Here is a 23,128-nt window from a genome sequence, read left to right as displayed (position 1 = left end):
CCGGCTTTTTTAACGTTTCGGAGGTCTGTACCCCGCATCACGCGCCTCCTGTTCTGTGCAGAACCAGCGAGCGACGTTTTTCGTGCGGTCATAATATGTACTTCCCGGTGTATGATAAATATGGTTGACGCTTCCTTTGATTTTGCACTCCTGTTTGCTTTCACCGCTGCTTTTCTTAGCGGCGGGCGCGCTGTGTGACGTTCCGGCCTGAGCGGTGGCGTTCTTTTCTTTTACAGTGGCTTCGGCACTGCCGCTTTTTTCTTCAGCCTTGGCCAGTTTTTCTGACAGCGATTTTGTTTTTTTCGTAAGCGAGTCTTTTTCTTTTGTCAGTTTTTCATTTTCTTTTTTTAATGTGTCATTCTCCGTTTTGACTGCCTTCAGTTTTTCGTTTGCTTGATTGAGCTGCTGCTTTAATGCGGTTTGCTCCTTTTGCACAGCGCTGTGTTCAGTTTTCAGTTCTTGAAGCTCGGTTGTCAGGTCCTCTGTTTTTGTCTCATCGACGGCATATGTTTCTTCATCGTAATAAGGAAGAGAGATGATCAGGAGGAGAAGTCCGCCTGCAAAACAAGGATAAAAGAGTTTTCTGGAAAACCTTTTGCCTGGAGAAAAGATCCTTTTGATAAAATGAAAGGCAAGATAGCAGATGGAAAAAATGAAGGATAAAAACCCGATCAGCATGATAGATTCCATGATTCGTCTCCTTTCGTGTTTGATAACTATATTTTAGCTTAAAAAGAAAAAAATGTTTATGCCAAAAAACTTCTTGCAAATCTAAATATTCAAACGTAAAATAGAGAAATCATTTAAAAACCGAATATGGAGCTTATAAAGAGAGATGGAGGGACTGGCCCGGCGAAATCTCAGCAACCTGCAGCAGAGCAAGGTGCTAAATCCAGCAGAATGTCAGGCGCATTCTGAAAGATAAGTTGAACAACTCTTTCAGGCGCTGAAAGAGTTTTTTTTATTTTGGAGGAGGAGATATACATGAACAAGTTATTAAAATGGACTTCTGCGCTGGTACTGGTCCTAAGCTTGGCGCTTCTGGCCGCATGCGGAAACAATGCCGAAAGCGACGGCAAAACGATCAAAATAGGCGCTACTGCAGGACCGTATTACGATATGGTCAAAAAAGCGATTCAGCCTGAACTTGAGAAAAAAGGCTACAAAGTTGAAGTTGTCGAATTCACCGACTATGTACAGCCGAACACGGCATTAAGCGAAGGCGAACTCGACGCCAATTTGTTTCAGCATGAGGTTTTTATGAAATCATACAATCAAGAAAACAATAAACATCTTGCGGCGCTCATTTCTGTGCCGACCGCTCCGATGGGTCTCTATTCTGCCAAATATAACGACTTGAACGATGTCAAAAACGGGGCGGAAGTGGCTGTGCCAAACGATCCGGCCAATGCCGCCAGGGCATTTTTAACGCTTCAGGATCAGGGGCTGATTCGGCTGAAAAGCGATGTCGACACATTGAAAGCATCTGTGCAGGATATTGCAGAAAATCCGAAAAAGCTGACATTTAAACAGCTTGAATCCGCCAATCTTCCAAGAGCTGTCGATGACCTGGATATCGCGGCTGTCCCGGGCAATTTCGCTCTCTCCGCCAATATGAAGCTGCAGGACGCGCTGGCGCTTGAGAACATGCCTGACCGCTACCGCAATCAAGTGGTAGTGGATGAAAAAAACAAAGACAAGCCATTCGCCAAAGATCTCAAAGAAGCGGTAAAATCCAAAGCTTTCGAAGATGCGATCGATCGGGAATTCGCCGGCTTCGGAAAGCCGAAATGGATGACGCAATCATAAAAAAATTCCCCCTTTAAAAAGGGGGTTTTTTATGTTGAAAATCGAAATCGTGTCAATTGAAAAAAATGGGCAAAACGAATAGAATCTAGAGGGAATGCTAAAGAGAAAGAAGGAAACGCTATGCCGCGCACATTATGGCTATTGGTCATCGGAATGTTTATCAATGTCACAGGGGCATCTTTTTTATGGCCGCTGAATACAATCTATATCCATCAGCATTTGGGAAAGTCGCTGACAGCGGCCGGATTTGTGCTGATGCTGAACTCAGGGGCAAATGTGCTGGGCAACTTGTTCGGAGGATATCTATTCGATAAAATCGGCGGATTTAAAACGGTCGTTCTTGGAATTGTGATCACATTTGCGAGCCTTTCAGGCCTCGTCTTTTTTCACGATTGGTTCCAATACATTCTTTTCTTAACTTTGGCCGGTTTTGGATCAGGGATTGTGTTTCCGGCATGCTATGCAATGGCCGGCTCGGTTTGGCCGGAAGGCGGCAGAAAGCCGTTCAATGCTGTATACGTGGCGCAAAATGCAGGGGTGGCAGTTGGTTCAGCGCTCGGCGGAATTGTCGCGTCTTTTTCATTTACGTATGTTTTTCTGGCGAATGCGATGCTGTATGCCGTTTTTTTCATGATTGCGATTTTCGGATTTAGACGCATCCGCTCTGAAAAAGCCATGCAGTCTTCTGTTTTGGATCATGCTGATTCAGTCAGCGGGAAATCGAGATTTTCCGCGCTTTTGGTTATATGTACGGGCTACCTGCTCGGCTGGGTCGCTTATTCGCAATGGTCCTCGACCATCGCTTCACACACCCAGGAGCTGGGGATATCTCTTGGGCAGTACAGCGTGCTTTGGACAGTGAACGGTGCGCTTATTGTTTTCGGTCAGCCGCTGATCGGTTTTTTTGTGAAACGGTTTGCCGAATCGCTGAAAAACCAAATCGTGATCGGATTTGTCATTTTTATGATGGCATACGGAATTTTGTTTGGCGCTGAACGGTTTCCGGCGTTTCTTGCCGCGATGGTTGTGCTGACCATTGGCGAAATGCTTGTATGGCCGGCTGTGCCGACAATCGCAAACCGTCTCGCTCCGAGGGGAAAAGAAGGATTTTATCAAGGGTTTGTCAACAGTATGGCGACCGGCGGAAGAATGATCGGGCCGCTTTTTGGAGGAATGCTGGTTGATTATTTCAATATGCAGCTTTTGCTCGCGGTTCTGCTCGTATTGCTGCTGTTCGCAATAGGAACGGCGTTTTTATACGACAGGAAGGAAAAGCAGCTCTCCGCACAATCAGATGCATAAGTGATATAGAAAAAATAGGTAATTGTAATTATACGAAAATGAATCGAAGGAATCAAGATTATCAACCAAATCTTCACATATAATGGAAGAAACAAGCTTTTTTTCTTCTCAGACAGAACACATTTTCTGTATGGTAGTATCGAATATCATCGCAAGGGGTCTAGGGGGGCTGCTCGATGGCCTGAAGTCGCTTGACTAAACTAAGGGCTTTAGGAAGGTGATGAAGATGCTGCATCAAGTTTTGGTTGCTTGTTTGATTGGAGGGATTATGGGGGTTCTCGGGCACATTAAAAAAAGAGGACGCCTCGAGAAACCGAGAACAACGAAACGATTCATTTACCTTGGATTTTTTGAAGATATTCTTGTCGGAATGGTTGCTTCTATTTTGCTTGTTTTATCTGCGGAACCTGATTCTGGAATTCAGCTTGTCGTGTTGTCGATCATTGCCGGCTACGGCGGTGAAGCTGTATTGAGAAGCTTTGACTTTGTCAGAGAACAGCAGGCAAATGTACAGAACTCCGAACGGCAAAACAAATCTCCACACGATTAAGATCCTCACTCTTACCCTTTTTTCAGCACATTCCCATTGTATACAAACCTGCTTGCACTTATGAACAGAATTCTATAAAATACAGATAAGATTACGGTTACGGCAAGAACAGTGAAGAGGAGCAGTAAGAAGCCTAATTTGTTTCAGAGAGTTGACGGATGGTGAAAGTCAATCAAATGAGCTTCCGAACTCGCCTCAGAGTTGCAGCAGTGATGAGCTGCTGCCGCGTATCTGCGTTACAGATATCAAGTGAGTGTGCCGCATGCACACTAACAAGGGTGGTACCGCGGGAAATCTCTCGTCCCTTCTTAGGGATGGGAGAGTTTTTTTGATTTTAGAATAATCTGAATATAACGCTGCCAGTCCCGTCCATACTTGAAGACAAAGAAGCCGTACTCATATTCAAAGGAGGTTTTTACAATTGAGTTTTGACCATCAAACAATCGAGAAAAAGTGGCAGGACTATTGGCTGAAAAATAAAACGTTTGCCACGCGTGAAGATAAATCGAAACCGAAATTTTATGCATTGGACATGTTTCCGTATCCGTCAGGCGCAGGCCTTCACGTCGGACACCCTGAAGGCTATACGGCGACCGACATTTTGTCCCGCATGAAACGGATGCAAGGGTACAATGTCCTCCATCCGATGGGCTGGGATGCATTCGGGCTTCCTGCGGAACAATATGCGCTGGATACGGGAAACGATCCTGCCGTCTTTACCGAGCAGAACATTGCCAACTTCCGCCGCCAGATCAGAGCGCTCGGCTTTTCGTATGACTGGGACAGAGAAGTCAATACAACAGATCCGGACTACTATAAATGGACGCAGTGGATTTTCTTAAAGCTTTACGAAAAAGGTCTCGCTTATGTAGATGAAGTCCCTGTAAACTGGTGTCCTGCGCTTGGAACCGTTCTTGCCAATGAAGAAGTCATCGACGGCAAAAGCGAACGCGGCGGCCATCCTGTAGAACGCCGTCCAATGAAGCAGTGGATGCTGAAGATTACCGCTTATGCCGACCGCCTGCTTGAAGATCTGGAAGAACTCGACTGGCCGGAAAGCATTAAAGAGATGCAGCGCAACTGGATCGGCCGTTCCGAAGGGGCGCATGTTCATTTTGCGGTCGACGGCACAGACGAAACGTTTACGGTTTTCACAACGCGGCCTGACACATTATTCGGTGCGACATATGCCGTTTTGGCTCCGGAGCACGATCTGGTTCAAAAAATCACGACGCCTGAACAGAAAGACGCGGTCGACGCATATATCGAAGAAGTTCAATCAAAGAGCGACTTGGAGCGGACAGACCTTGCCAAAACAAAAACAGGCGTCTTCACAGGTGCTTATGCGGTCAATCCGGCAAACGGGGAAAAAATTCCGGTCTGGATCGCGGACTATGTCTTGGCTACATACGGAACCGGAGCGGTCATGGCGGTTCCTGCCCATGATGAGCGGGACCATGAATTCGCATCAGCATTCGGGCTGCCGATCAAAGAAGTCGTCAAAGGCGGAGATGTTGAGAAAGAAGCATATACAGGCGACGGCGAACACATCCATTCAGACTTTCTGAACGGCCTTGATAAAGCGGCTGCGATCGAAAAAATGATCCAGTGGCTTGAGGAAAACGGGAAGGGCGAGAAAAAGGTAACATACCGCCTCCGCGATTGGCTGTTCAGCCGTCAGCGCTACTGGGGCGAGCCGATCCCGGTCATCCATTGGGAAGACGGCACATCGACTCCGGTTCCTGAAGAAGAGCTGCCGCTGATCTTGCCGAAAACGTCGGAAATCAAACCGAGCGGAACGGGTGAGTCCCCTCTTGCGAACATTAAAGAATGGGTGGAAGTGACAGATCCTGAAACAGGCAAAAAGGGAAGACGCGAAACGAATACGATGCCGCAATGGGCGGGAAGCTGCTGGTACTTCCTGCGCTACATCGATCCGAAAAACCCGAACGAACTGGCTTCCCCTGAAAAATTAAAGGAATGGCTTCCTGTCGATATGTATATCGGAGGGGCGGAACACGCGGTTCTTCACTTATTGTATGCGCGCTTCTGGCATAAATTCCTTTATGACATCGGGGTCGTTCCGACGAAAGAGCCGTTCAAACAGCTTTATAACCAAGGAATGATTCTTGGTGAAAACAACGAAAAAATGAGCAAATCGAAAGGCAATGTCGTCAATCCGGACGAAATAGTGGAGACGCATGGCGCGGACACGCTCCGGCTGTACGAAATGTTCATGGGGCCTTTGGATGCATCGATCGCCTGGTCAACGACAGGACTTGACGGCGCCCGCCGCTTCCTTGACCGCGTATGGCGTCTGTTCATCGATGACAAAGGCGGGTTAAACGAGAAGATCGTTGAAGGAGCTGGCGAAACGCTTGAGCGCGTCTACCATGAAACGGTCATGAAAGTGACAGACCATTTCGAAGGTCTGCGTTTCAATACAGGTATTTCTCAGCTGATGGTCTTCATCAATGAAGCATATAAAGCTGATCAGCTTCCGAAAGAATACATGGAAGGCTTCGTGAAATTGCTGTCTCCTGTCGCGCCTCACTTGGCTGAAGAGCTGTGGAGCCGACTTGGACATGAGGAAACGATCACGTATGAAGCATGGCCTGTCTATGATGAAGCAAAGCTCGTTGATGACGAAGTCGAAATCGTCGTTCAGCTGAACGGAAAGGTGAAAGCAAAGCTGAACGTTCCAGCCGACGCCGACAAAGAACAGCTTGAAGAGCTGGCGAAAAATAATGAAAAAGTAAAAGAACAGCTCGAAGGAAAAACGATCAGAAAAGTGATCGCTGTACCTGGAAAGCTTGTAAATATTGTCGCAAATTAATAGAGAAGCCCCTTCAACCCGAAGGGGCTTTTCAGCTTGCCGACAAACCCGCGCATTCGTTGACAGGCCTGCTAAGCCGGTGCTCACGAATAGGAGAAAGATCAGGCGGCAAACCGCCCGGGTGCCTGCCTGAAAACCGCCGTCACCACATCCTGTGGAAGACCGCTCCGATGCTCGGCCTTCCTAGACTGCAAGGATTGCGGGACAAAGGATGACAAAATCCCAAAACTAAAAGCCGTTTTGGGATTTTGTTAATAATCTGAAAGCCCTGTCATTCCGCCGAAAGGATGAAAATATTTCAGCCGTTCGCTTCGTTTCAAATGATCCATGACCGCTTAAAATGGGAAAAAAGGAGATGATTTTGATGCGTTTTTCCGATTTTTCTGCCGCACAGGTCAGAATCGCCCGGCCTACAGACCGTTTTGACGAAATCGTTTCGTTTTACGAAAAGGGGCTGGGACTGAAAAAGCTTGGCGGTTTTTCCGGACATCAAGGGTATAATGGCGTCATGTTCGGCCTGCCGAATGTCCAATATCACCTTGAATTCACCTCCCATATCGGAGGCAGCCCTTGTCCGGCACCGACTAAAGACAATCTGTTCGTCTTTTATATTCCTAATCAGAAGGAAATCAAGAGCATTTTAAAAAGGCTCGCTGACATGGGCTATCACGAAGTGCCGCCTGAAAATCCGTATTGGAAGGACAAAGGGGCAACAGTGGAAGATCCGGACGGCTGGCGGATCGTGCTGATGAATACCGAAGGCATATAGGGACGTTATGCCTGTGCCCAGTCTCTTGCTTTCGTGCGGACGATATCTGTAAAAGCCGCCATTGCTGGAGAAAGCCATTTGTTTTTATGATAAGCCATTTGAGTGGAAAACAGGGCGTCGCGGACCAGCGTGCCCTGAAGCTTTCCTTCTTCGATATCAGTGCGCGTTGTGATCAAAGGAAGAAGGGATACGCCCAAACCGCACATCACGCACTGTTTAATCGCTTCGACACTCCAAAACTCCATCGTATGGTCGGCAATGACTCCCCTTTGACGTAAATACTCCTCAAAAAAATCACGGTAGCTGCAGCCGTGCTCCGTATATAAAAACGTTTCATTTGCGGTAAAAGTCAAATCATCAAGGGCTTTTTGTCCTGCCGGGTGTTCCTTGGGAAAGATGAACACCATCGGCTCATTGACCAGCTTTTCAACATGAAGGTCGTTTTCTTTCCGATCGTTGTCCAAAAGAAAAGCGACATCGATTTTTCCCTGCTTCAATTCGTCTCTCAGCTGCCAGCACGTGGAAGACTTTAATGTGACCGTGACCTGCGGATATTTGTTAGTAAATTCGTGAAGAATGGCAGGCAATCTGTAAACCGTTAAAGATTCCGAGGCGCCGATGATCAAGTTTCCCGACGGCTCCTGGTCGTTTTCCGGAATGTGCCTCGCTTTTTCATACAGTTCGACCATTTCTGCGGCATAAGGGAGAAGGTGTTTTCCCGCTTCCGTCAGCATCATTTTTTTCCCCAGCCTGTAGAACAGCGGCTTTCTTAATTCTTGTTCGATTGCTTGAACATGCGAAGTCACAGTGGACTGCGCATATCCCAAATAATCGGCAGCACGGGTAAAACCGCCGATATCCACGATGGTTTTGAATGTTTTCAAATGTCGGATCTCCATCTCGTCATCCCCCTTTTTTATCTTATATCGAAAAATTCGAAGTTACAGATCGATAATATCTATTTTACTGATGAATTGAACAAGATTACAATCATTTTAAATGACTTTGCGAAAGGATTGTATCAGTATGAGAGAAAAAAAGCTTGGCCCTTTATTATTAAGCGGGCTGATGACGGGGCCCATTTTAGGATCCGGAATCATTCTGCTGCCGCCAATGATTCATCAGACAGCGGGGGACTATGCGATTTTTGCATGGCTGTTGATGTTGGGAATCGGTTTTTTATTTGCCTGGATTTTTGCCAGATTGAGCGTCGAGTATCCGAATGATGCCGGGATTGCTTATGCGGCTGAAAAAGCGTTCGGTTCCCGTGTTAAAAAGTTGGCAGTCTTTTATTTTATCATGGCTGCGAGCTTCGGTCCCGCCGCCGTATTAATGACGGCCGGCGAATATATTCATTCTCTTGCGGCCGGCACGGCATTTCCTGCTGAACTGTACGGCTTCATTTTTTTTATCTTTTGTATGGTAGTTCTTTGCTTTAATCTTTCATTTGTCGGCATGGTTGCACTCATTTTCTCTACTGCCGCGGCTCTTATCCTGTTTGGAAGCAGCGCGGCTTCCGTGCCTTACTTCCGTGAGGGGCCGCTCGTAGACGGAACATTTCAGTTTGCTGATTTTGGACGCGGATTGCTGCTGTTGTTCTGGGCATTGGTCGGATGGGAAATCGTCGGCAACTACAGCATGGAAGTGAAAAACCGCGGGAAAACGATTCCCCGGGCCGTCGTGATCAGCAGCCTGACGGTAACGGTCATATATTTGGCGACTGCGGCAGCTGTTCAGTGGATTGATCCGGGATTCTTCGCAAACGGACAATTGAAGCTGGCGATGATGCTGACGCCGTTGTTCGGATCTTTTGCATTGCCTGTGATCGCAGTCCTCACTGCTGTCCTCTGCATGTGCGCTTATTTTCAGGTGACAGGCGGAGCAGCCAGGCTGGTGGCATCGCAGGCCGGCGGGCTGTTTGCCCGCAGATCAAGGGGAAATCAGCCGATGGCAGCGCTGGGGCTTATATTTTTCATCCATACCGTCGTTTTCGTCTGCCTGATGTTTCACTTTCTTAATGTTGAGACGCTGGTCCTGATCGCAAACGCCTTTTTCATCTGCAACTCGCTGTGCGGTCTTGCCGCTGCTTACAAGCTGCTATCCGGCCGCGTTTACAAAATAGGCTGCCTCTTTCTCATGGGGTGCTTCTCGCTGCTTCTTTTGTTTTCATCACCCTGGGTCTTACTGTTTATCATGCTTGCCAGCGCCTTGTTTGTGGTGAACTTCCGTCAACTTATCATCTGGAAAAAGGTAAAACGCCCTTTCAAATCGTATTAATCAATCAAACGGAAAAAGAAAGGGGAACACGATGCGCAGTCAACTTTTCAAACTGCTCGGCGATTTGCCGGGGAAAAAAAGCATTGATGTGAGCACTCTTAAAATTGAAGAAAAGTCATCTTTTATTCTCGAAACGCTTTTGCTTGAGTTAAACGGAATTGAAGCGGTGCCGGCCTATTTTGCAAAACCGAAACAGATGAACGGCAAGCGGCCGGCCGTGCTTTACTGTCATTCACACGGAGGACGTTACGAAAGGGGAAAGGAGGAGCTGATTGAAGGAGCGGATTACTTGCAAACACCGCCGTTCGCCGAGGAATTGACGGCCTTGGGATTTTCCGTGCTTGCGATTGACCATTGGGCTTTCGGAGACAGGCGGGGCAAAACGGAGAGTGAGATATTTAAAGAAATGCTTTGGACAGGGCGGGTGATGTGGGGAATGATGGTCTTCGACAGCATCAGAGCCATCGATTACCTGAGCATGCGGGAGGACACAGACGAAAGCCGCATCGCTTCACTCGGCATGTCGATGGGAGGTCTGATGGCCTGGTGGACTGCTGCATTGGATGAGCGGGTCAGCGTATGCGTTGATATATGCGCGCAGGTGGACAGCGAAACATTAATCAAGACGCAGAATTTGGACCGTCACAATCTCTATTCGTATGTTCCAGGGCTGGTCAAGCACTTTTCAACCGCTCAAATCGAAAGCCTGATCGCTCCAAGGCCTCATTTAAGCCTGGTCGGAACCGCAGATAAACTAACGCCAGTTCAAGGGATTGACCTCATTGAAGAAAAGCTGTCCGATGTGTATAAAGAAAAAGGCGCCGGTGAACGCTATGAAGTGTTTCGCTCTCATTCAGGGCACTTCGAGACAGCCGGAATGAGGCATAAAGCGATCGGTTTCTTAAAAACATGGCTGTAAAACAGGAGGTGAATCACTGTGAAAAAGGTGACGATCATCGGAGGGAACGGCACGGTCGGCCGCGTATTAGCATGCGGATTGGCAGGCGAAGGATACGAGGTGACAGTGCTGGATTTAAAAGAACCGGATGAAAAGCCGGCTGTCCGCTTTGTCCGGGTGGATGCGGCAGATTACAATGAAGTCGTGAAAAACATTCCTCTGAATACGGATGCGGTGATCAACCTTTTAGCTGTAAAGCCGTCGGGTGATTTGCTTGACCGGCAGGAGTTTGAGAAAATGACGGATATCTTTTTTAAAGCGACATATACGATTTTGCGGGCGGCGGCGGAGCTCGGGGTGCCGAAGGTGGTTTTTGCAAGCAGCAACCATGTGACAGATGTGTATGAAAAGGACGGAGATTCTCTGCTGGGGAGGCAGATCAACACTGATGACTACCCGCAGTCGAAAAGCTTGTACGGCTTGCTAAAATTGGCGTCCGAAAATCTCGGCTACCTTTTCTCGCACCAATTAGACGCCAAGGTTTCCGTGATCAATCTGCGGATCGGGACAGCCGCTGAAAATGAGCAAGAAACGCTGCGCGCAAAACCGAGGAGCAAAAAAACGCTGTTATCCCACCCCGACCTTATCGGGATTTTTAAAGCCGCAATCGAATCCGGCAAAACATATGGTACATATTATGCTGTCAGCGACAATAAGGGGCGGCCGTGGTCGATCGATTCCGCCATTCGGGAACTGGGGTTCAAGCCGAAAGTAAGCGCCTCAGACATCCTTGATGAAGACTGACGTATCATCTTCTAAGGTGATGATCTTTTTCTCCGCTTTTCTGATCCTGCTTAAAAAATGATTATAGACGCTCTCCTTTCTGTTTGCTACATTTTAGACACGATATCGTAATATTTTGACAGCGCTTACAAGGAGGGGGAAATGACGATCAGGCATTCTGCTGGAAGCCGCGTGTTTGACATATTGAATTATTCATTTTTAACAGGGTTCGGATTGGTTTGTGTGCTGCCGTTCATTCACGTTATTGCAGCCTCTTTCGCGACAGTTGAGGAGGTCATTTCGAAAAAGTTTATCTTAATACCGACGACTTTTTCGCTGGATGCGTACAGGTATATTTTTTCAACTGACATTGTGTACAGAAGCTTAATCATTTCTATTCTTGTCACAGCCGCAGGGACAGCGGTCAGCATGTTTCTATCCTCTTTAATGGCATACGGGTTGTCGAGAAAGGAGCTGATGGGAAGGCGCGTCCTCATGTTCTTGGTCGTGTTCACGATGCTGTTCAGCGGAGGGATGATCCCGACCTTTCTCGTTGTAAAATCGCTCGGATTGCTCGATACCTATTGGTCTCTGATTCTTCCGACGGCCATCAATGCGTTTAACTTGATAATTTTAAAGAACTTTTTTCAAAACATACCGTCAAGCCTCGAGGAATCCGCCAAAATCGACGGCTGCAATGACATCGGCATCTTCTTCCGCATCATTCTTCCGTTGTCTTTGCCGGCGATTGCGACAATTTCGCTGTTTTACGCCGTCACCTATTGGAATACGTACATGCAGGCGATTCTGTACTTGAGCGATGCGACAAAATGGCCGATACAAGTTTTGCTTCGCCAGATTGTCATCGTATCAAGCGGTATGCAAGGGGATATGACGGAAATGGGAGCAGCCGCGGCGCCGCCGGAACAAACGATCAAAATGGCGGTCATTGTCGTTGCAACCATACCGGTGCTGCTCGTGTATCCGTTTATTCAAAAGCACTTTGCAAAAGGCGCTCTTTTAGGGTCAATTAAAGGATAAAAACGGAGGGGACAATATGGGGAAAAAATGGCTGATCGCGATTTTTGCGTTCGCGCTTTTGGCCGGCGGGCTGCTTGGCTGTTCGAACAGCGGAGCAGATCAGGCTTCTACAAAGGATGAGAAAATCGACCTGAACTCGCCTTTGGACTTGAGCTGGATGGTAATTCTTTATCATCAGCAGCCGCCGAAAGATACGGCGATTAAAAAAATCGAGGAACTCACCAATACAAAGCTCGATTTAATGTGGGTGCCTGATGCGGTAAAAGAAGACCGCTTAAACTCAGCGCTCGCCGCCGGAAACCTGCCGAAAGTCGTCACCATTCAGGACATTAAAAATTCATCTGTCATGAATGCGTTCAGGTCGGGGATGTTTTGGGAGGTCGGCCCTTATTTAAAGGATTATCCGAATTTAAGCAAGATGAACAAGCTGATCAATAAAAACGCTTCGATCGACGGAAAGCTTTACGGCATCTACAGGGAGCGCCCGTTATCAAGACAGGGGGTTGTCATCCGTAAAGACTGGCTTGACAACCTTGGGCTCGAAATGCCGAAGACGGTTGATGAACTTTACGAAACAGCGAAGGCATTTACAGAAAAAGATCCTGACCAAAACGGAAAGAACGATACGATCGGCTTTGCCGACAGAAACGATTTGATCTACGGCGCCTTTAAAACATTGGGGTCCTATATGGGCATGCCGACTGACTGGGAGGAAAAAGACGGCAAGTTCACGCCTGACTTCATGACAAAAGAGTACATGGATACGATGAAATATATGAAAAAACTCTATGATGAAGGGCTGATCAACAAAGACTTCCCGGTTACGAGCAAAACGCAGCAGCAGGAGATGTTTTCACAAGGGAAAGCCGGCATTTATGTCGGAAATATGGTCGATGCCGTCAATTTAAGAGACCAGTCTGTCGATGATAAAATGGAGCTTGAGATCATCAATCGGATCAAAGGGCCGGACGGAAAGGAACGCGTCTGGGCATCAGGCGGGCATAACGGAATCTTTGCCTTCCCGAAAACAAGCGTCAAAACAGAAAAAGAGCTGAAGAGGATTCTGGCCTTTTTCGACCGGATCGCCGAAGAGGATGTTTACAGCCTGATGACTTACGGGATCGAAGGGGTTCACTATAAAAAAGAAGGGAATAAACAATTCAAACGGATCGACGAGAAACTGAAAGACTGGCAGGCGGAAATCCAGCCGCTCGTCTCTCTCGTCGGCATTGATAAACAATATTTGAAAAATACGGGAGATCCGCTCCGTACAAAATATGAAGAGCTGACAGAGGACAATAATGAGATCATCGTCTCAAATCCGGCCGAAAGCTTGTACTCACCGGCCGCATCTGAAAGAGGCGATGAACTGCAAAAGATCATTGATGATGCCACATATCAATTCATCCTCGGCAAAATCAATGAAAGCCAGTTCGAGAAAGCGGTTGAAAAATGGCGGACGAACGGCGGAGATCAAGTAATAGAAGAATATGAGGAGTCATTTAAAAAAGCAGAAAAATAGAAGACAATCCCGGGAAACCGGGATTGTCTTTTTATGCCGAATGATTTTTCAGCTCGCGGTATTTGCCGGGCGTGATTCCTTCCAGCTTTTTAAATGAGCGGATGAAATTCTGCGGATTTTTGTATTTCAGTTTTTCAGAAATTTCTTTTACGGACAGCGTCGTTTCCGTCAGCCAGTTCTTCGCGATATGATGCCTGTAGGATGACAAGTATTCGCTGAACGATATTTTCATTTCTTTCCTGAAGATGCTGCTTAAATAGTTGGGGTTGTAATGAAGCCTTCCTGCGATCGATTCGAGCGTCAAGTCCGTGTCGAATTCCTGCTGGATAATATGGACGATTTTTTCTGAGATGTTTTTGTATTGCGATTCTTCTCTGATGCTGAGTGTATCGATCATCTTGACGATAATCTGCGCGTTCAGCCAGCTTTCGATTTCCTCGATGGTCGTCAGCTCAAAGACGTCGTCGTACAGCATCGTATTTTCGTTCGGTTCAAAAATCTCGATTCCGAGCAAATGCATAAATTCAATCAAGTTGTTCAAGAGCCTTGCAATCGCCACCTGGCAGTGATGCGGATTCATGTTTTCAGAACAAATCGATTCAAGGAGAAGATGAAGCTGTTCGGCCGCTTGTTTACGGTTGCACGTTTTAATAGCTTCAAACAGTTCATTTTGGATCTGCTTTGGAAACTGGGTTAAAAACGCTTTGTTGCGGTCAAGATGCTCATAGAAAATCACCGCGTGTTTTCCTGATTTCAGACGGTATGTCAGCGCTTCAAGCCCTTCCAAATAAGCGCGCTTCGACATTGCAAGGCTTGTAAACGGCTGGCTGATGCCGATGCTGACAAACAATCCAAGCTCTTCATGAATTTTATCCCTGATGGATGATGCGGTACGCTCCAAGTCCTCCTGAAACCTGTCCAGCGGCTGTCCGCGGTTCAGCATGATGATGGTCTGCGTTTTATCAATGACAACCGGCGGGAGGCGCTTATTCTTGGGCACAGATCGTTCGACAAGGCTGTTGATCGCAAACAGCAGGACATCAAGATCCTTTTTTTCATATGATGTGTCTTTCAATGTATCAATTTGCAGTGCAAAAACGGACAGGTGGCTCCAATCTTCAGGGAAGCCGAGCCCTGTAAAACGGTCTTTAATTTCTTCTTCGCTCAGCTTGCCGAGCAAAAGCCTTGTTAAAAAATACTGCTTCAGCTGGGTGACCTGCTGTTCGACGCGCACCTTCAGATCATGGTTTTTATTTTTCATCTCTTTAATATTCCGTTCAATCAGTTCAAATTCGTTTTTCGGATTCTCTTGGCCGGAAGCGGCCCCCGCAGAAAAGCCTGAGACGGATTCGTACAAAACCTTGATCGGCCTGTAAAAATGACGTGAACCAAACCAGGAAAATAGATATGAAAGCGCTAACAAAATGACGCAGGTCGTAAATGTGAACCAGCCGATTGATGCCGTCTGTTGATAAAGTTCCGGAATGGTCGTTAACGAAATATATATCCAATTATTGTAATCTGATTTCTGGTATGTAATGTTATAGGCGGTGTCGCTGACTGTTGTATCAAACTGGCCGTTTTTGTCCTGATGCCGGCGGATCGTTTTGAAATAATCCTTTTGTTTGATCGATTGCCCAATCATTGACGGGTCTGAGTGAAGGATGATCCGTCCGTTGTCATCAAGCACCATCATGCTGTTTGTTTTTGAATGATGAGGCATGCGCTTGACAAGTGAACAAGAAGGAATGCTCGCGATCGCAAGGCCTCTGTTTTCCATGCTGTTCAGGGGAAGCTGTTTGACCAGATTGACGTTGTACAGGCAGTTGCCCGAAGCTCCTTCTTTTGTGGCGACAAGGTCGTTGTTTTTTTCAAGCACCCAGCTGGAACGGCTTTTTAAAGCGTTGTAAAGCGAGATCGTGATGGCTTGTTTTCCCTGATCTAAAGGATATAAACCGGAATTGTTGATATACCACTTTTTTTCTTGGCTGATCAGCGTGATATCCGACAGATCGGTATCGAATGTCTGCAGTTCGTTTAATTCCTTGTTGATTTGGTTATATAGCTGAAAGCGTTCTGGTGTAATGGTGCGGCTGAGTGTCTGAATTAAAGGATAGGAACGGACGTAATTGGTGAAGGAATGGTCAACCGTTTTTAAAATATGCTCGATATTTAGCTGTGTCTGGCCAACGGTTTGGAGCTTTTCGTTTGTAACGTTTTGTTCAATCGTTTCCGCTGATCTCTGATAGGAAAAAAAGCCGACGATGATGACCGGAATGGTGCTCAGAACGAGAAAGAAGGTCACCAGCTTATAGTAAAACTTATATTGTTTTCTCTTCATAAATTCCCCCCCAACAAATCTTCGTTTGAGATGTTCATATATAATTAATCCGACTTTTGTGTGAATTTGTCAATAATCATTTTCTAACCATCGTTTCATTTTATTAGGTTTTGCCGGCTGCCGGGCGAGGTGGGGCCGATGTGATGATATGATTGTAGATTTATTTTTTCATGGTGGGATAAAGTGAAAGCAAACATCACGAAGGGAGGCCGTTTATGAAAGCAGCCGATGTCCAGACCGGAAAAAATCCGGCCCATATTGTTGAAAAAAAACGAAAGACGCGTTTTTGGGAAAAGCTTCTCCAGCAAAAGTATTTATATTTGATGATTCTGCCGGGACTGATTTATTTTTTGCTTTTTAAGTATGTGCCGATGTGGGGGATTGTCATAGCGTTTCAGGATTACCAGCCGTTTCTCGGCATAACGGGGAGCGAATGGGTTGGTTTTAAGCATTTTGAAAGGCTGTTTACCGAACCGACGTTTTTTATGCTTCTGAAGAATACATTGATTTTGTTTTTCCTCAACCTTGTTGTATTCTTTCCGATACCAATTATTTTGGCGCTTTTATTGAATGAAGTCAGAGTCGCATTGTTCAAAAAGTTTGTCCAGACGCTGATCTATATTCCGCATTTTATGTCATGGGTTATTGTGGTATCGCTTTCATTCGTCCTGTTGACGGTTGATGGAGGATTGATCAATGAGATTATCGCCTACTTCGGCGGAGAAAAGATCAACTTTTTGCTGAATGAAAGCTGGTTCAGGCCGATGTATATTCTCCAGGTCATCTGGAGGGAAGCCGGCTGGTCGACGATCATTTATTTGGCGGCGATTACCGCTGTCGACCCGCAGCTTTACGAAGCGGCGAAAATGGACGGGGCCAATCGCCTGAGGAGGATGTGGCATGTCACACTACCTGCGATCAGAAGCGTCATCGTTGTTTTGCTTATCTTGAAAATCGGCGATACGCTCGAACTCGGCTTTGAGCATGTGTATCTGCTTTTGAATGCAACGAACCGCGAAGTGGCCGAGATCTTTGATACGTATGTATACACGGCCGGATTAAAGCAGGGGCAGTTCAGCTACAGTACAGCCGTCGGTTTATTTAAAGCAGCTGTCGGTCTCATTCTTGTCATATTTGCAAACAGGATGGCGAAGAAATTTGGAGAAGAAGGAATATATTAATATTTTTTGATGAAAGGAATTGAATGACATGAATCAATCTCTCATCACAAAAACGCCTCTTTACATTGCCGAAGAAGCGGCCAAAACAATAATGAAAGCGTATACACCAAAGGAGCTGCCGCCGGCCGGACGCTGGCACTACCATCAGGGCGTATTTCTGTGCGGACTGATTCGCCTCTGGGAAGAAACGGGGAAAGAAGCATACTTCAAATATGTAAAAGAATACGCCGATGAGCTCATTGACGGCTGCGGGAATTTTTATTTCAGGAGGGATGAACTGGACGCCATACAAGCCGGACTTATCCTTTATCCTTTGTATGATGAAACGGGCGATGAACGCTACCGTAAAGCCGCCAAAAAGCTGAAGGGCCTTTTTGATACGCTGAATCAAACAGAAGAAGGCGGGTTTTGGCATAAAGATAAATATCCTTACCAAATGTGGCTTGACGGGTTGTACATGGGAGGGCCTTTCGCACTCAAGTATGCAAGAGCGTTCAATGAGCCTGAACTGTACGATATGGTCATCCTCGAAGAAAAACTGATGAGAAAACATACGAAAGACTGCAGGACGGGATTATATTATCATGCGTGGGATGAAAAGAGGGAAATGCCCTGGGCCGACCCCGTTTCAGGCTGTTCTCCCGAATTTTGGGGAAGGTCAATCGGCTGGTACGCGCTTGCACTGAGCGATATGATCGAACTGCTCCCGCAGGGGCATGACACAAGACAGGAGTGGACCCGGGCGCTTCAAGAGATGGTCAAAAGCATTGCCGATTTTCAAGATGAACGCACAGGGTTATGGCACCAGGTTGTCGATAAAGGCGGACTTCCGGATAATTGGCTTGAAAGCTCCTGCTCGTGTTTGTATATGTACGCGATGACGAAAGGAGCTCGCATGGGCTATATCGATTCATCATATATTGATAGAGCCGCAAAGGCTTTCAAAGGACTCGTCGAAGAGAAAATCGAGCTGAGCGCAAAAGAAGGCTTGCTTTTAAAAGATATTTGCGTCGGAACTTCTGCAGGGACATACGATTATTATGTCGGGCGGGAAAAAAGCACCAACGATCTTCACGGTGTCGGCGCATTGATCATGGCACTTGTAGAACTTGAAAAGACCGGCCGCTTTTCCCGCGAGGCAGCGAAGTGAAGAACTTCGCTTTCTCCGTCCTTCTATTTGCAGCAGTGCTTCTTTTTTCCTCATGCGGAAAGGATGGAGGCCGGGGAACAGACGTATTGATCTTTTCGGATGCACCGGCTGAAATAAAGGAAAACGTCCAGCGCGCTGCCGGGAAAGAACAGCTCAACATCACCGTTTTCCCGGCTGCACCGGAAAAACTTCTAGTTGAAATTGCGGCGAAAGAAGGAGATCTGTTTATCGTTCCAGAAGACATGTTTAAACCTTTTTACGATCCTGAAGGACTTCAGCCATTGAATGTTGCCTCGGAAGAAAAAGAGCCGTACAGCGCTCCGGGTAAAAACGGGGACGTACAGCTGTATGCGGCTGTCATTGAAAAAGGAGAAAAACGTTTGAACGGCTATACGTTTCAGCTGAATACAGACATGGCAGCTTTCATACCGGTCTATGCGAAGAAAACCCCTGAAGCGACGGAACTCATCGAAGCGCTTCGCTGAAAATGAAAGGGGGAGGAACCGATGAAAACATATGCGATATGCGGTCTGAGCGGCCGCGCTTTTAACATGTTTATCGAGCCTCTAGTGGGAAAATACGGGGAAGAACACCGCATTGCTGCGCTCCTGGACAGCGATCCGCTAAGGGAAGAAGTCTGCAAAGACAGGTTTCCGGCGCTTCATCCTGTCCCGTTTTTCGAGGAGAAAGCGTTTACCGAAATGCTTGACAAAATCAAGCCAGACGCCATTATTGTAGCAGGCCGTGATGATACGCATGTCCGCTATATATTGGGCGCTTTACGGGCGGATATCGATGTGGTCACTGAAAAGCCGATGGTGACAACGGCACGGGATGCGGCAGCCGTGTTAAAAGCCGAAGCCGCGAGCAAAGGAAAAGTGACCGTTACGTTTAATTACCGCTGCAATCCGTACCACCGCAAGATCAAAGAGCTGATACTTGAAGGAAAGCTCGGCACGATTACGTCGGTTGACTTGAACTGGTACATCGATACGTATCACGGCGCAAGCTATTTTAAACGCTGGAACAGGATGAGAGCATACTCCGGCGGGCTTTCCGTCCATAAGTCAACTCATCATTTCGACCTTGTCAATTGGTGGCTTGATCAAACGCCTAGCGAGGTTTTTGCCTATGGCGGCCTGTACTACTACGGACCCGGCGGCGAAATGAATCCTGAAAAAGGGGAAAAACGCTATTGCGGAACATGCCATGTCAAGAAGAAATGCCGCTATTATATGAGGTGGCAGGCAGGCGACCCGCAGGACGACCATGTTAAAACCAACGAAAGCCAGCATCTGCTCTATACCGATTACAGGCCTGACGCGTGTATTTTCGATGAAGAAATCGATATCGAGGATACGTATGCAGCCGTTTTGAAATACGACAAAGGGGCGCTGCTGAATTACTCCGTTCATTTTTCAGCCCCGTATGAAGGCTACCGGCTTGCAATCAACGGGACAAAGGGAAGGCTTGAAACGCAGGAATATCATGCGCCGGCAAGGGTTCCCTTTGAAGTTCCCGAACAGACCATCGATTATTATCCGCTGTTTGAATCGAAAGAAACGATTCGCGTCGTCAGGCAGCCCGGCGGGCATGGCGGAGGAGATCCGCTGCTTTTGGAAGAGCTGTTTGGCGGAGGAGACCCGTTGAGGAATTACGACATTCTGGCCGGTGCCGAAGCAGGCGCCTATTCAATTGCAGCCGGCGAGGCATTATGGCGCTCCATCAAAGAAAAAAAGCCGATAGGAATCAGTGAACTTCTGTATACCCGGCAATATACATAAAGGGGGGGGAATTCGTGGAACAAAGTGTCTCCATGGGAAGGGTGCTGAGCTTTTGTGATTGGGTGCTGAAGTTTTTTTACGCCAATCTGCTGTGGTTTGTTTTTACGATGCTCGGCCTTGGCGTCTTCGGGTTTATGCCGGCGACGACTGCATTGTTTTCCGTGATGAGAAAATGGATTATGGGCAAAACCGATATTCCGATATGTAAAACGTTTTGGCAGGCGTACCGCGGCGAGTTTTTTCGTTCCAACGTCATCGGTCTTATTCTGGCGGCAGTTGGCATCATCATTTATGTTGACCTTGCTTTTATTTATCCGGAGCATTTCCTATTGCACGTTCTCCGGTTCGTCATTATGATTTTTGGATTTTTGTTTTTGATTATGCTGTTTTATATGTTTCCGCTGCTCGCCCATTTCGATTGGAAGAAGCGGATGTATTTTAAGTTTTCGCTGATTCTGGGCATATCGTATTTGCAGTATACATTAACGATGATGGCGGTCACTGCCGTGCTTTATATCGCTTTTGCCTTTCTGCCAGGAATCGTTCCTTTTTTCAGCGCCAGCCTGCTCAGCTATGCGGTCATGTGGCTGGCATATCAAGTATTGAAAAAAGCGGAGGCCGTAGAACAGAGGGAAACCGTCATAACGACAAGACACACCTGACCCTTTGCTTCAGGTGTGATGAGAGGAGATGGCTCATATGAGTGAAGAATTTGAAAAACGATATCTTCACTGGATTGATCAAGCCGTAAAGGAGAGCGAAAAGAAAGACGACTTCAAGTCCCTCCCCGGTTTTGGAAGACCGCTCAGCAAAGAGGCGCTCGAGGGGGATGCGCTTTCGTCAACTCTAAAAAACGCCCGTTATCTGCCGGAGTGGCTGAAGCTGCAAAAGGAAATTAAACAAGAGATTGAAAAAGCGATCAAATCGAATCAGCGCGAAGCGCTGATCGATGCCATCAACCTAAAAATTAAAAAATACAACCTCACCTGTCCGAACCAATTCCAAAAAGGCCTTGTTTCAGCCAAAAACCTCGAAAGTCAGCTCAAATATTGGAGCTGACGCCATTCCTTGCACTTATTCATAAAAATAATTGCCAATAACAATTATCTTCTGTAAAATAAAGTTAATAAATGTAATTTTATGTTTTTAAAAAGAAGAAAGGATGAATGAAGAAGTGGAAGCGAAAGCGGCATACGAAAAAGCGGCCGGGCTCTTGAATCAGTGGTACACCATGATCAAGCGCCATGAAGCGCTCCAGGCTGTATCTTTGAGATACGAGATCCGAAACCTGCTTTCTAAAATGGAGAAAAACAGAGATTTGGAGCTCTATTTTCAGCTTTTGGACTATCGCTGCAAATTGATGATGGAGCAGTTTGCAGAATCAGCCGAGCTCTTCCGGAAGATTAAAAGGCAGAAGGAAACGGTTAAGAACGCGGATGACATCATTCAGTACTATTTTTTCTTTTTTTCAGGCATGTATGAGTTTTATGAGAAAAACTATCTTGAGGCGATCAGCTGTTACAAAAAAGCGGAAATGAAGCTGCATAAACTGACCGATGAAATTGAAAAAGCGGAATTTTACTATAAAATCGCGACCGCCTACTACCAAATAGATGATCATTTCAGATCGTTGAACTACTCCGAAAAAGCGCTCTCACTTTTCAGCAAGCATAAAGAATACATAGACAAAACGATCGGGTGCGAAATGATTCTCGGATCGGTTCAGTTTGAACTGTTCCGCATCAAACAAGCCGAGGAACACTACGGCCGGGCGCTTGATCAGGCCGTTTCCCTCCAAAACCGGCGAATCATCGGGCTGATCTATCATAATATGGGTCTGAACTACGCCAAATGCAGCATGCCGCTTTTGGCGGAAGAGCACTTTAGAAAAGCCCTTTCAATCGGTGTCCATGAGCAATCGGTCTTTGGCATTAACACCCTTTTTGAGCTGTCTCATCTCATGTACAAAAACGGTTCTCCCGAAGAAGCGAGACGTCTCTGCAAAGAGGGATTTACCAGAGCGGCGGAACAAGGAGAGGATGAATACGCGGCGAAATTCAGGCTGATTTTCGCCCTGTATGACGCGGGCCATCCGCTCGATATTGAACTTTCGCTTGAATACATGAGCGATAAACGGCTATGGCCGCATGTTGCCGAACTGATAAAAGATATAGCCGATTACTACATGAAATCCGGCGACCATGAAAAAAGCGCGCTTTACCTGGAAAAATCGCAGCATGCCAAGAATCAAATATATAAAATGAAGGAGGAGCTCATATGAAAAAATCCATTTGTTTTTTCGCCGTTATGCTTGTTTGCCTGATAGGAGGAAGCTTCACAGCCGATTCTGCAGCACAGGACGGATCATTTCAGCCATTAGGCAAATCGGTGTTTCCTGACAGCGGACGATAGAGAAAATCTGCTGAAATAGAAATTGCCTCCCGACTTTTGCTATAATAGTCTCACCTAAAGGCAATTGAAGGGAGCAGTAACGATGACGATAAAAGAGATTTCGGCTGATGAGCTGAAAGACAGGCTTGCAAAAGGAGAAACGCTGAACATTATTGACGTCAGAGAAGATGAAGAGGTGGCTGAAGGAATGATCCCTGAAGCCGTTCACATTAAAATGGGGGATATTCCTGAAAAACTCGATGTCTTCGAAAAGGAGCAGCCTTATATTTTTGTCTGCCGATCAGGCAAGCGCAGCGAAAATGTCTGCCTCTATTTGCAGGATAAAGGCTTTGATGTCACCAATATGGTCGGCGGCATGCTCGAATGGACCGGAAACACAAAGCCGAAAACAAAATAAGCGGGTCCGGCTTCTTATCTGTAGAGATAAGAAGTTTTTTTATTTGCAATAGATTATCACATGTTAGGAAACGTTC

22 protein-coding genes, 1 riboswitch and 1 other annotated feature are annotated in these 23,128 nt (G+C 46.6%); of the genes, 19 read left to right on the top strand and 3 right to left on the bottom strand.

What is annotated here, in order from left to right:
• Positions 1–9: 9 nt before the first annotated feature.
• Positions 10–690, bottom strand: coding sequence for a hypothetical protein (locus MHI30_RS16140; RefSeq protein WP_075751884.1), 681 nt, complete (start codon positions 688–690; stop codon positions 10–12).
• 130 nt (positions 691–820) lie between these two features.
• Positions 821–928, top strand: a riboswitch (SAM riboswitch).
• Positions 929–984: 56 nt separating this feature from the next.
• On the opposite strand from MHI30_RS16140, the gene MHI30_RS16135 reads away from it, so the two are divergent.
• The 5 genes from MHI30_RS16135 (at position 985) to MHI30_RS16115 (ending at position 7,266) form a co-directional block, all read left to right on the top strand.
• Positions 985–1,809: a MetQ/NlpA family ABC transporter substrate-binding protein gene (locus tag MHI30_RS16135; RefSeq protein WP_075751885.1), complete on the top strand. Its 825-nt coding sequence runs from the start codon at positions 985–987 to the stop codon at positions 1,807–1,809.
• A 120-nt stretch (positions 1,810–1,929) separates the two neighbouring features.
• Positions 1,930–3,111 carry an MFS transporter gene (locus MHI30_RS16130; protein ID WP_026579040.1) on the top strand — a complete coding sequence of 394 codons (1,182 nt, stop codon included), beginning with the start codon at positions 1,930–1,932 and terminating at the stop codon, positions 3,109–3,111.
• Between the two features lie 220 nt (positions 3,112–3,331).
• Positions 3,332–3,661: a DUF4257 domain-containing protein gene (locus tag MHI30_RS16125; protein ID WP_142238592.1), complete on the top strand. Its 330-nt coding sequence runs from the start codon at positions 3,332–3,334 to the stop codon at positions 3,659–3,661.
• Positions 3,662–3,763: 102 nt separating this feature from the next.
• Positions 3,764–3,970: a binding site (T-box leader), on the top strand.
• A gap of 112 nt (positions 3,971–4,082) precedes the next feature.
• Positions 4,083–6,497, top strand: a complete 2,415-nt coding sequence (gene leuS / locus MHI30_RS16120) for a leucine--tRNA ligase (protein ID WP_075751887.1) — start codon at positions 4,083–4,085, stop codon at positions 6,495–6,497.
• 364 nt (positions 6,498–6,861) lie between these two features.
• Positions 6,862–7,266 (top strand): VOC family protein, encoded by a 405-nt coding sequence (locus MHI30_RS16115; protein ID WP_075751888.1) that lies wholly within the window; start codon positions 6,862–6,864, stop codon positions 7,264–7,266.
• A gap of 5 nt (positions 7,267–7,271) precedes the next feature.
• Here MHI30_RS16115 and MHI30_RS16110 read toward each other — a convergent pair whose 3' ends face one another.
• Complete coding sequence (locus MHI30_RS16110) at positions 7,272–8,165, bottom strand: LysR family transcriptional regulator (protein ID WP_020452651.1); 894 nt, start codon at positions 8,163–8,165, stop codon at positions 7,272–7,274.
• Positions 8,166–8,292: 127 nt separating this feature from the next.
• Between MHI30_RS16110 and MHI30_RS16105 the strand changes: the two genes are divergently transcribed.
• The 5 genes from MHI30_RS16105 (at position 8,293) to MHI30_RS16085 (ending at position 13,787) form a co-directional block, all read left to right on the top strand.
• Positions 8,293–9,543: an amino acid permease gene (locus tag MHI30_RS16105; protein ID WP_075751889.1), complete on the top strand. Its 1,251-nt coding sequence runs from the start codon at positions 8,293–8,295 to the stop codon at positions 9,541–9,543.
• Positions 9,544–9,574: 31 nt separating this feature from the next.
• Positions 9,575–10,462, top strand: a complete 888-nt coding sequence (locus tag MHI30_RS16100; protein WP_075751890.1) for a dienelactone hydrolase family protein — start codon at positions 9,575–9,577, stop codon at positions 10,460–10,462.
• An 18-nt stretch (positions 10,463–10,480) separates the two neighbouring features.
• Positions 10,481–11,245, top strand: a complete 765-nt coding sequence (locus MHI30_RS16095) for an NAD(P)-dependent oxidoreductase (protein WP_075751891.1) — start codon at positions 10,481–10,483, stop codon at positions 11,243–11,245.
• Between the two features lie 141 nt (positions 11,246–11,386).
• Positions 11,387–12,265, top strand: a complete 879-nt coding sequence (locus MHI30_RS16090) for a carbohydrate ABC transporter permease (protein WP_020452647.1) — start codon at positions 11,387–11,389, stop codon at positions 12,263–12,265.
• Between the two features lie 16 nt (positions 12,266–12,281).
• A complete protein-coding gene (locus MHI30_RS16085) occupies positions 12,282–13,787 on the top strand; it encodes an extracellular solute-binding protein (RefSeq protein WP_020452646.1) in 1,506 nt (501 codons plus the stop codon).
• Between the two features lie 31 nt (positions 13,788–13,818).
• On the opposite strand, the gene MHI30_RS16080 is transcribed toward MHI30_RS16085, so the two are convergent.
• Positions 13,819–16,128: a helix-turn-helix domain-containing protein gene (locus tag MHI30_RS16080; protein WP_075751892.1), complete on the bottom strand. Its 2,310-nt coding sequence runs from the start codon at positions 16,126–16,128 to the stop codon at positions 13,819–13,821.
• A gap of 215 nt (positions 16,129–16,343) precedes the next feature.
• Between MHI30_RS16080 and MHI30_RS16075 the strand changes: the two genes are divergently transcribed.
• The 9 genes from MHI30_RS16075 (at position 16,344) to MHI30_RS16035 (ending at position 23,052) form a co-directional block, all read left to right on the top strand.
• Positions 16,344–17,309, top strand: coding sequence for a sugar ABC transporter permease (locus MHI30_RS16075; RefSeq protein WP_020452644.1), 966 nt, complete (start codon positions 16,344–16,346; stop codon positions 17,307–17,309).
• 28 nt (positions 17,310–17,337) lie between these two features.
• Positions 17,338–18,459, top strand: a complete 1,122-nt coding sequence (locus tag MHI30_RS16070) for a glycoside hydrolase family 105 protein (protein ID WP_075751893.1) — start codon at positions 17,338–17,340, stop codon at positions 18,457–18,459.
• Positions 18,456–18,944, top strand: a complete 489-nt coding sequence (locus MHI30_RS16065) for a lipoprotein YteS (RefSeq protein ID WP_075751894.1) — start codon at positions 18,456–18,458, stop codon at positions 18,942–18,944. Before MHI30_RS16070 ends, MHI30_RS16065 begins: the two co-directional genes overlap by 4 nt.
• Before the next feature lie 21 nt (positions 18,945–18,965).
• Positions 18,966–20,243, top strand: a complete 1,278-nt coding sequence (locus MHI30_RS16060) for a Gfo/Idh/MocA family oxidoreductase (protein WP_075751895.1) — start codon at positions 18,966–18,968, stop codon at positions 20,241–20,243.
• A gap of 14 nt (positions 20,244–20,257) precedes the next feature.
• Positions 20,258–20,905 carry a YesL family protein gene (locus MHI30_RS16055; protein ID WP_075751896.1) on the top strand — a complete coding sequence of 216 codons (648 nt, stop codon included), beginning with the start codon at positions 20,258–20,260 and terminating at the stop codon, positions 20,903–20,905.
• 37 nt (positions 20,906–20,942) lie between these two features.
• Positions 20,943–21,302 (top strand): DUF1992 domain-containing protein, encoded by a 360-nt coding sequence (locus MHI30_RS16050; RefSeq protein ID WP_023855528.1) that lies wholly within the window; start codon positions 20,943–20,945, stop codon positions 21,300–21,302.
• Positions 21,303–21,405: 103 nt separating this feature from the next.
• The gene (locus tag MHI30_RS16045; protein WP_162009189.1) at positions 21,406–22,524 is read left to right on the top strand and encodes a hypothetical protein; all 1,119 of its coding nucleotides are present in this window, start codon (positions 21,406–21,408) and stop codon (positions 22,522–22,524) included.
• On the top strand, positions 22,521–22,655 hold the full coding sequence (locus MHI30_RS16040) for a hypothetical protein (protein ID WP_256700609.1): 135 nt from the start codon (positions 22,521–22,523) through the stop codon (positions 22,653–22,655). The genes MHI30_RS16045 and MHI30_RS16040 overlap by 4 nt, the downstream gene beginning before the upstream one ends.
• Positions 22,656–22,737: 82 nt before the next feature.
• Positions 22,738–23,052: a rhodanese-like domain-containing protein gene (locus MHI30_RS16035; protein WP_075751897.1), complete on the top strand. Its 315-nt coding sequence runs from the start codon at positions 22,738–22,740 to the stop codon at positions 23,050–23,052.
• Positions 23,053–23,128: the final 76 nt, after the last annotated feature.

Origin of the sequence: Bacillus sp. FSL L8-0528 (genome assembly GCF_038593085.1) — a bacterium.
Lineage (GTDB): Bacteria > Bacillota > Bacilli > Bacillales > Bacillaceae > Bacillus > Bacillus paralicheniformis.
Note: the sequence above shows the minus strand (reverse complement) of the source record. Positions and strands in the feature narration are given on the sequence as shown.

Bases quoted from the DNA above. Each gene is read 5' to 3' on its own strand.
- MHI30_RS16090 (WP_020452647.1), top strand. From the start codon at position 11,387: ATGACGATCAGGCATTCTGCTGGAAGCCGCGTGTTTGACATATTGAAT.
- MHI30_RS16070 (WP_075751893.1), top strand. From the start codon at position 17,338: ATGAATCAATCTCTCATCACAAAAACGCCTCTTTACATTGCCGAAGAA.
- MHI30_RS16100 (WP_075751890.1), top strand. From the start codon at position 9,575: ATGCGCAGTCAACTTTTCAAACTGCTCGGCGATTTGCCGGGGAAAAAA.
- MHI30_RS16105 (WP_075751889.1), top strand. From the start codon at position 8,293: ATGAGAGAAAAAAAGCTTGGCCCTTTATTATTAAGCGGGCTGATGACG.
- MHI30_RS16060 (WP_075751895.1), top strand. From the start codon at position 18,966: ATGAAAACATATGCGATATGCGGTCTGAGCGGCCGCGCTTTTAACATG.
- MHI30_RS16050 (WP_023855528.1), top strand. From the start codon at position 20,943: ATGAGTGAAGAATTTGAAAAACGATATCTTCACTGGATTGATCAAGCC.
- MHI30_RS16040 (WP_256700609.1), top strand. From the start codon at position 22,521: ATGAAAAAATCCATTTGTTTTTTCGCCGTTATGCTTGTTTGCCTGATA.
- MHI30_RS16135 (WP_075751885.1), top strand. From the start codon at position 985: ATGAACAAGTTATTAAAATGGACTTCTGCGCTGGTACTGGTCCTAAGC.
- MHI30_RS16045 (WP_162009189.1), top strand. From the start codon at position 21,406: ATGAATGAAGAAGTGGAAGCGAAAGCGGCATACGAAAAAGCGGCCGGG.
- MHI30_RS16085 (WP_020452646.1), top strand. From the start codon at position 12,282: ATGGGGAAAAAATGGCTGATCGCGATTTTTGCGTTCGCGCTTTTGGCC.
- MHI30_RS16125 (WP_142238592.1), top strand. From the start codon at position 3,332: ATGAAGATGCTGCATCAAGTTTTGGTTGCTTGTTTGATTGGAGGGATT.
- MHI30_RS16110 (WP_020452651.1), bottom strand. From the start codon at position 8,165: ATGGAGATCCGACATTTGAAAACATTCAAAACCATCGTGGATATCGGC.
- MHI30_RS16115 (WP_075751888.1), top strand. From the start codon at position 6,862: ATGCGTTTTTCCGATTTTTCTGCCGCACAGGTCAGAATCGCCCGGCCT.
- MHI30_RS16140 (WP_075751884.1), bottom strand. From the start codon at position 690: ATGGAATCTATCATGCTGATCGGGTTTTTATCCTTCATTTTTTCCATC.
- MHI30_RS16130 (WP_026579040.1), top strand. From the start codon at position 1,930: ATGCCGCGCACATTATGGCTATTGGTCATCGGAATGTTTATCAATGTC.
- MHI30_RS16075 (WP_020452644.1), top strand. From the start codon at position 16,344: ATGAAAGCAGCCGATGTCCAGACCGGAAAAAATCCGGCCCATATTGTT.
- MHI30_RS16035 (WP_075751897.1), top strand. From the start codon at position 22,738: ATGACGATAAAAGAGATTTCGGCTGATGAGCTGAAAGACAGGCTTGCA.
- MHI30_RS16080 (WP_075751892.1), bottom strand. From the start codon at position 16,128: ATGAAGAGAAAACAATATAAGTTTTACTATAAGCTGGTGACCTTCTTT.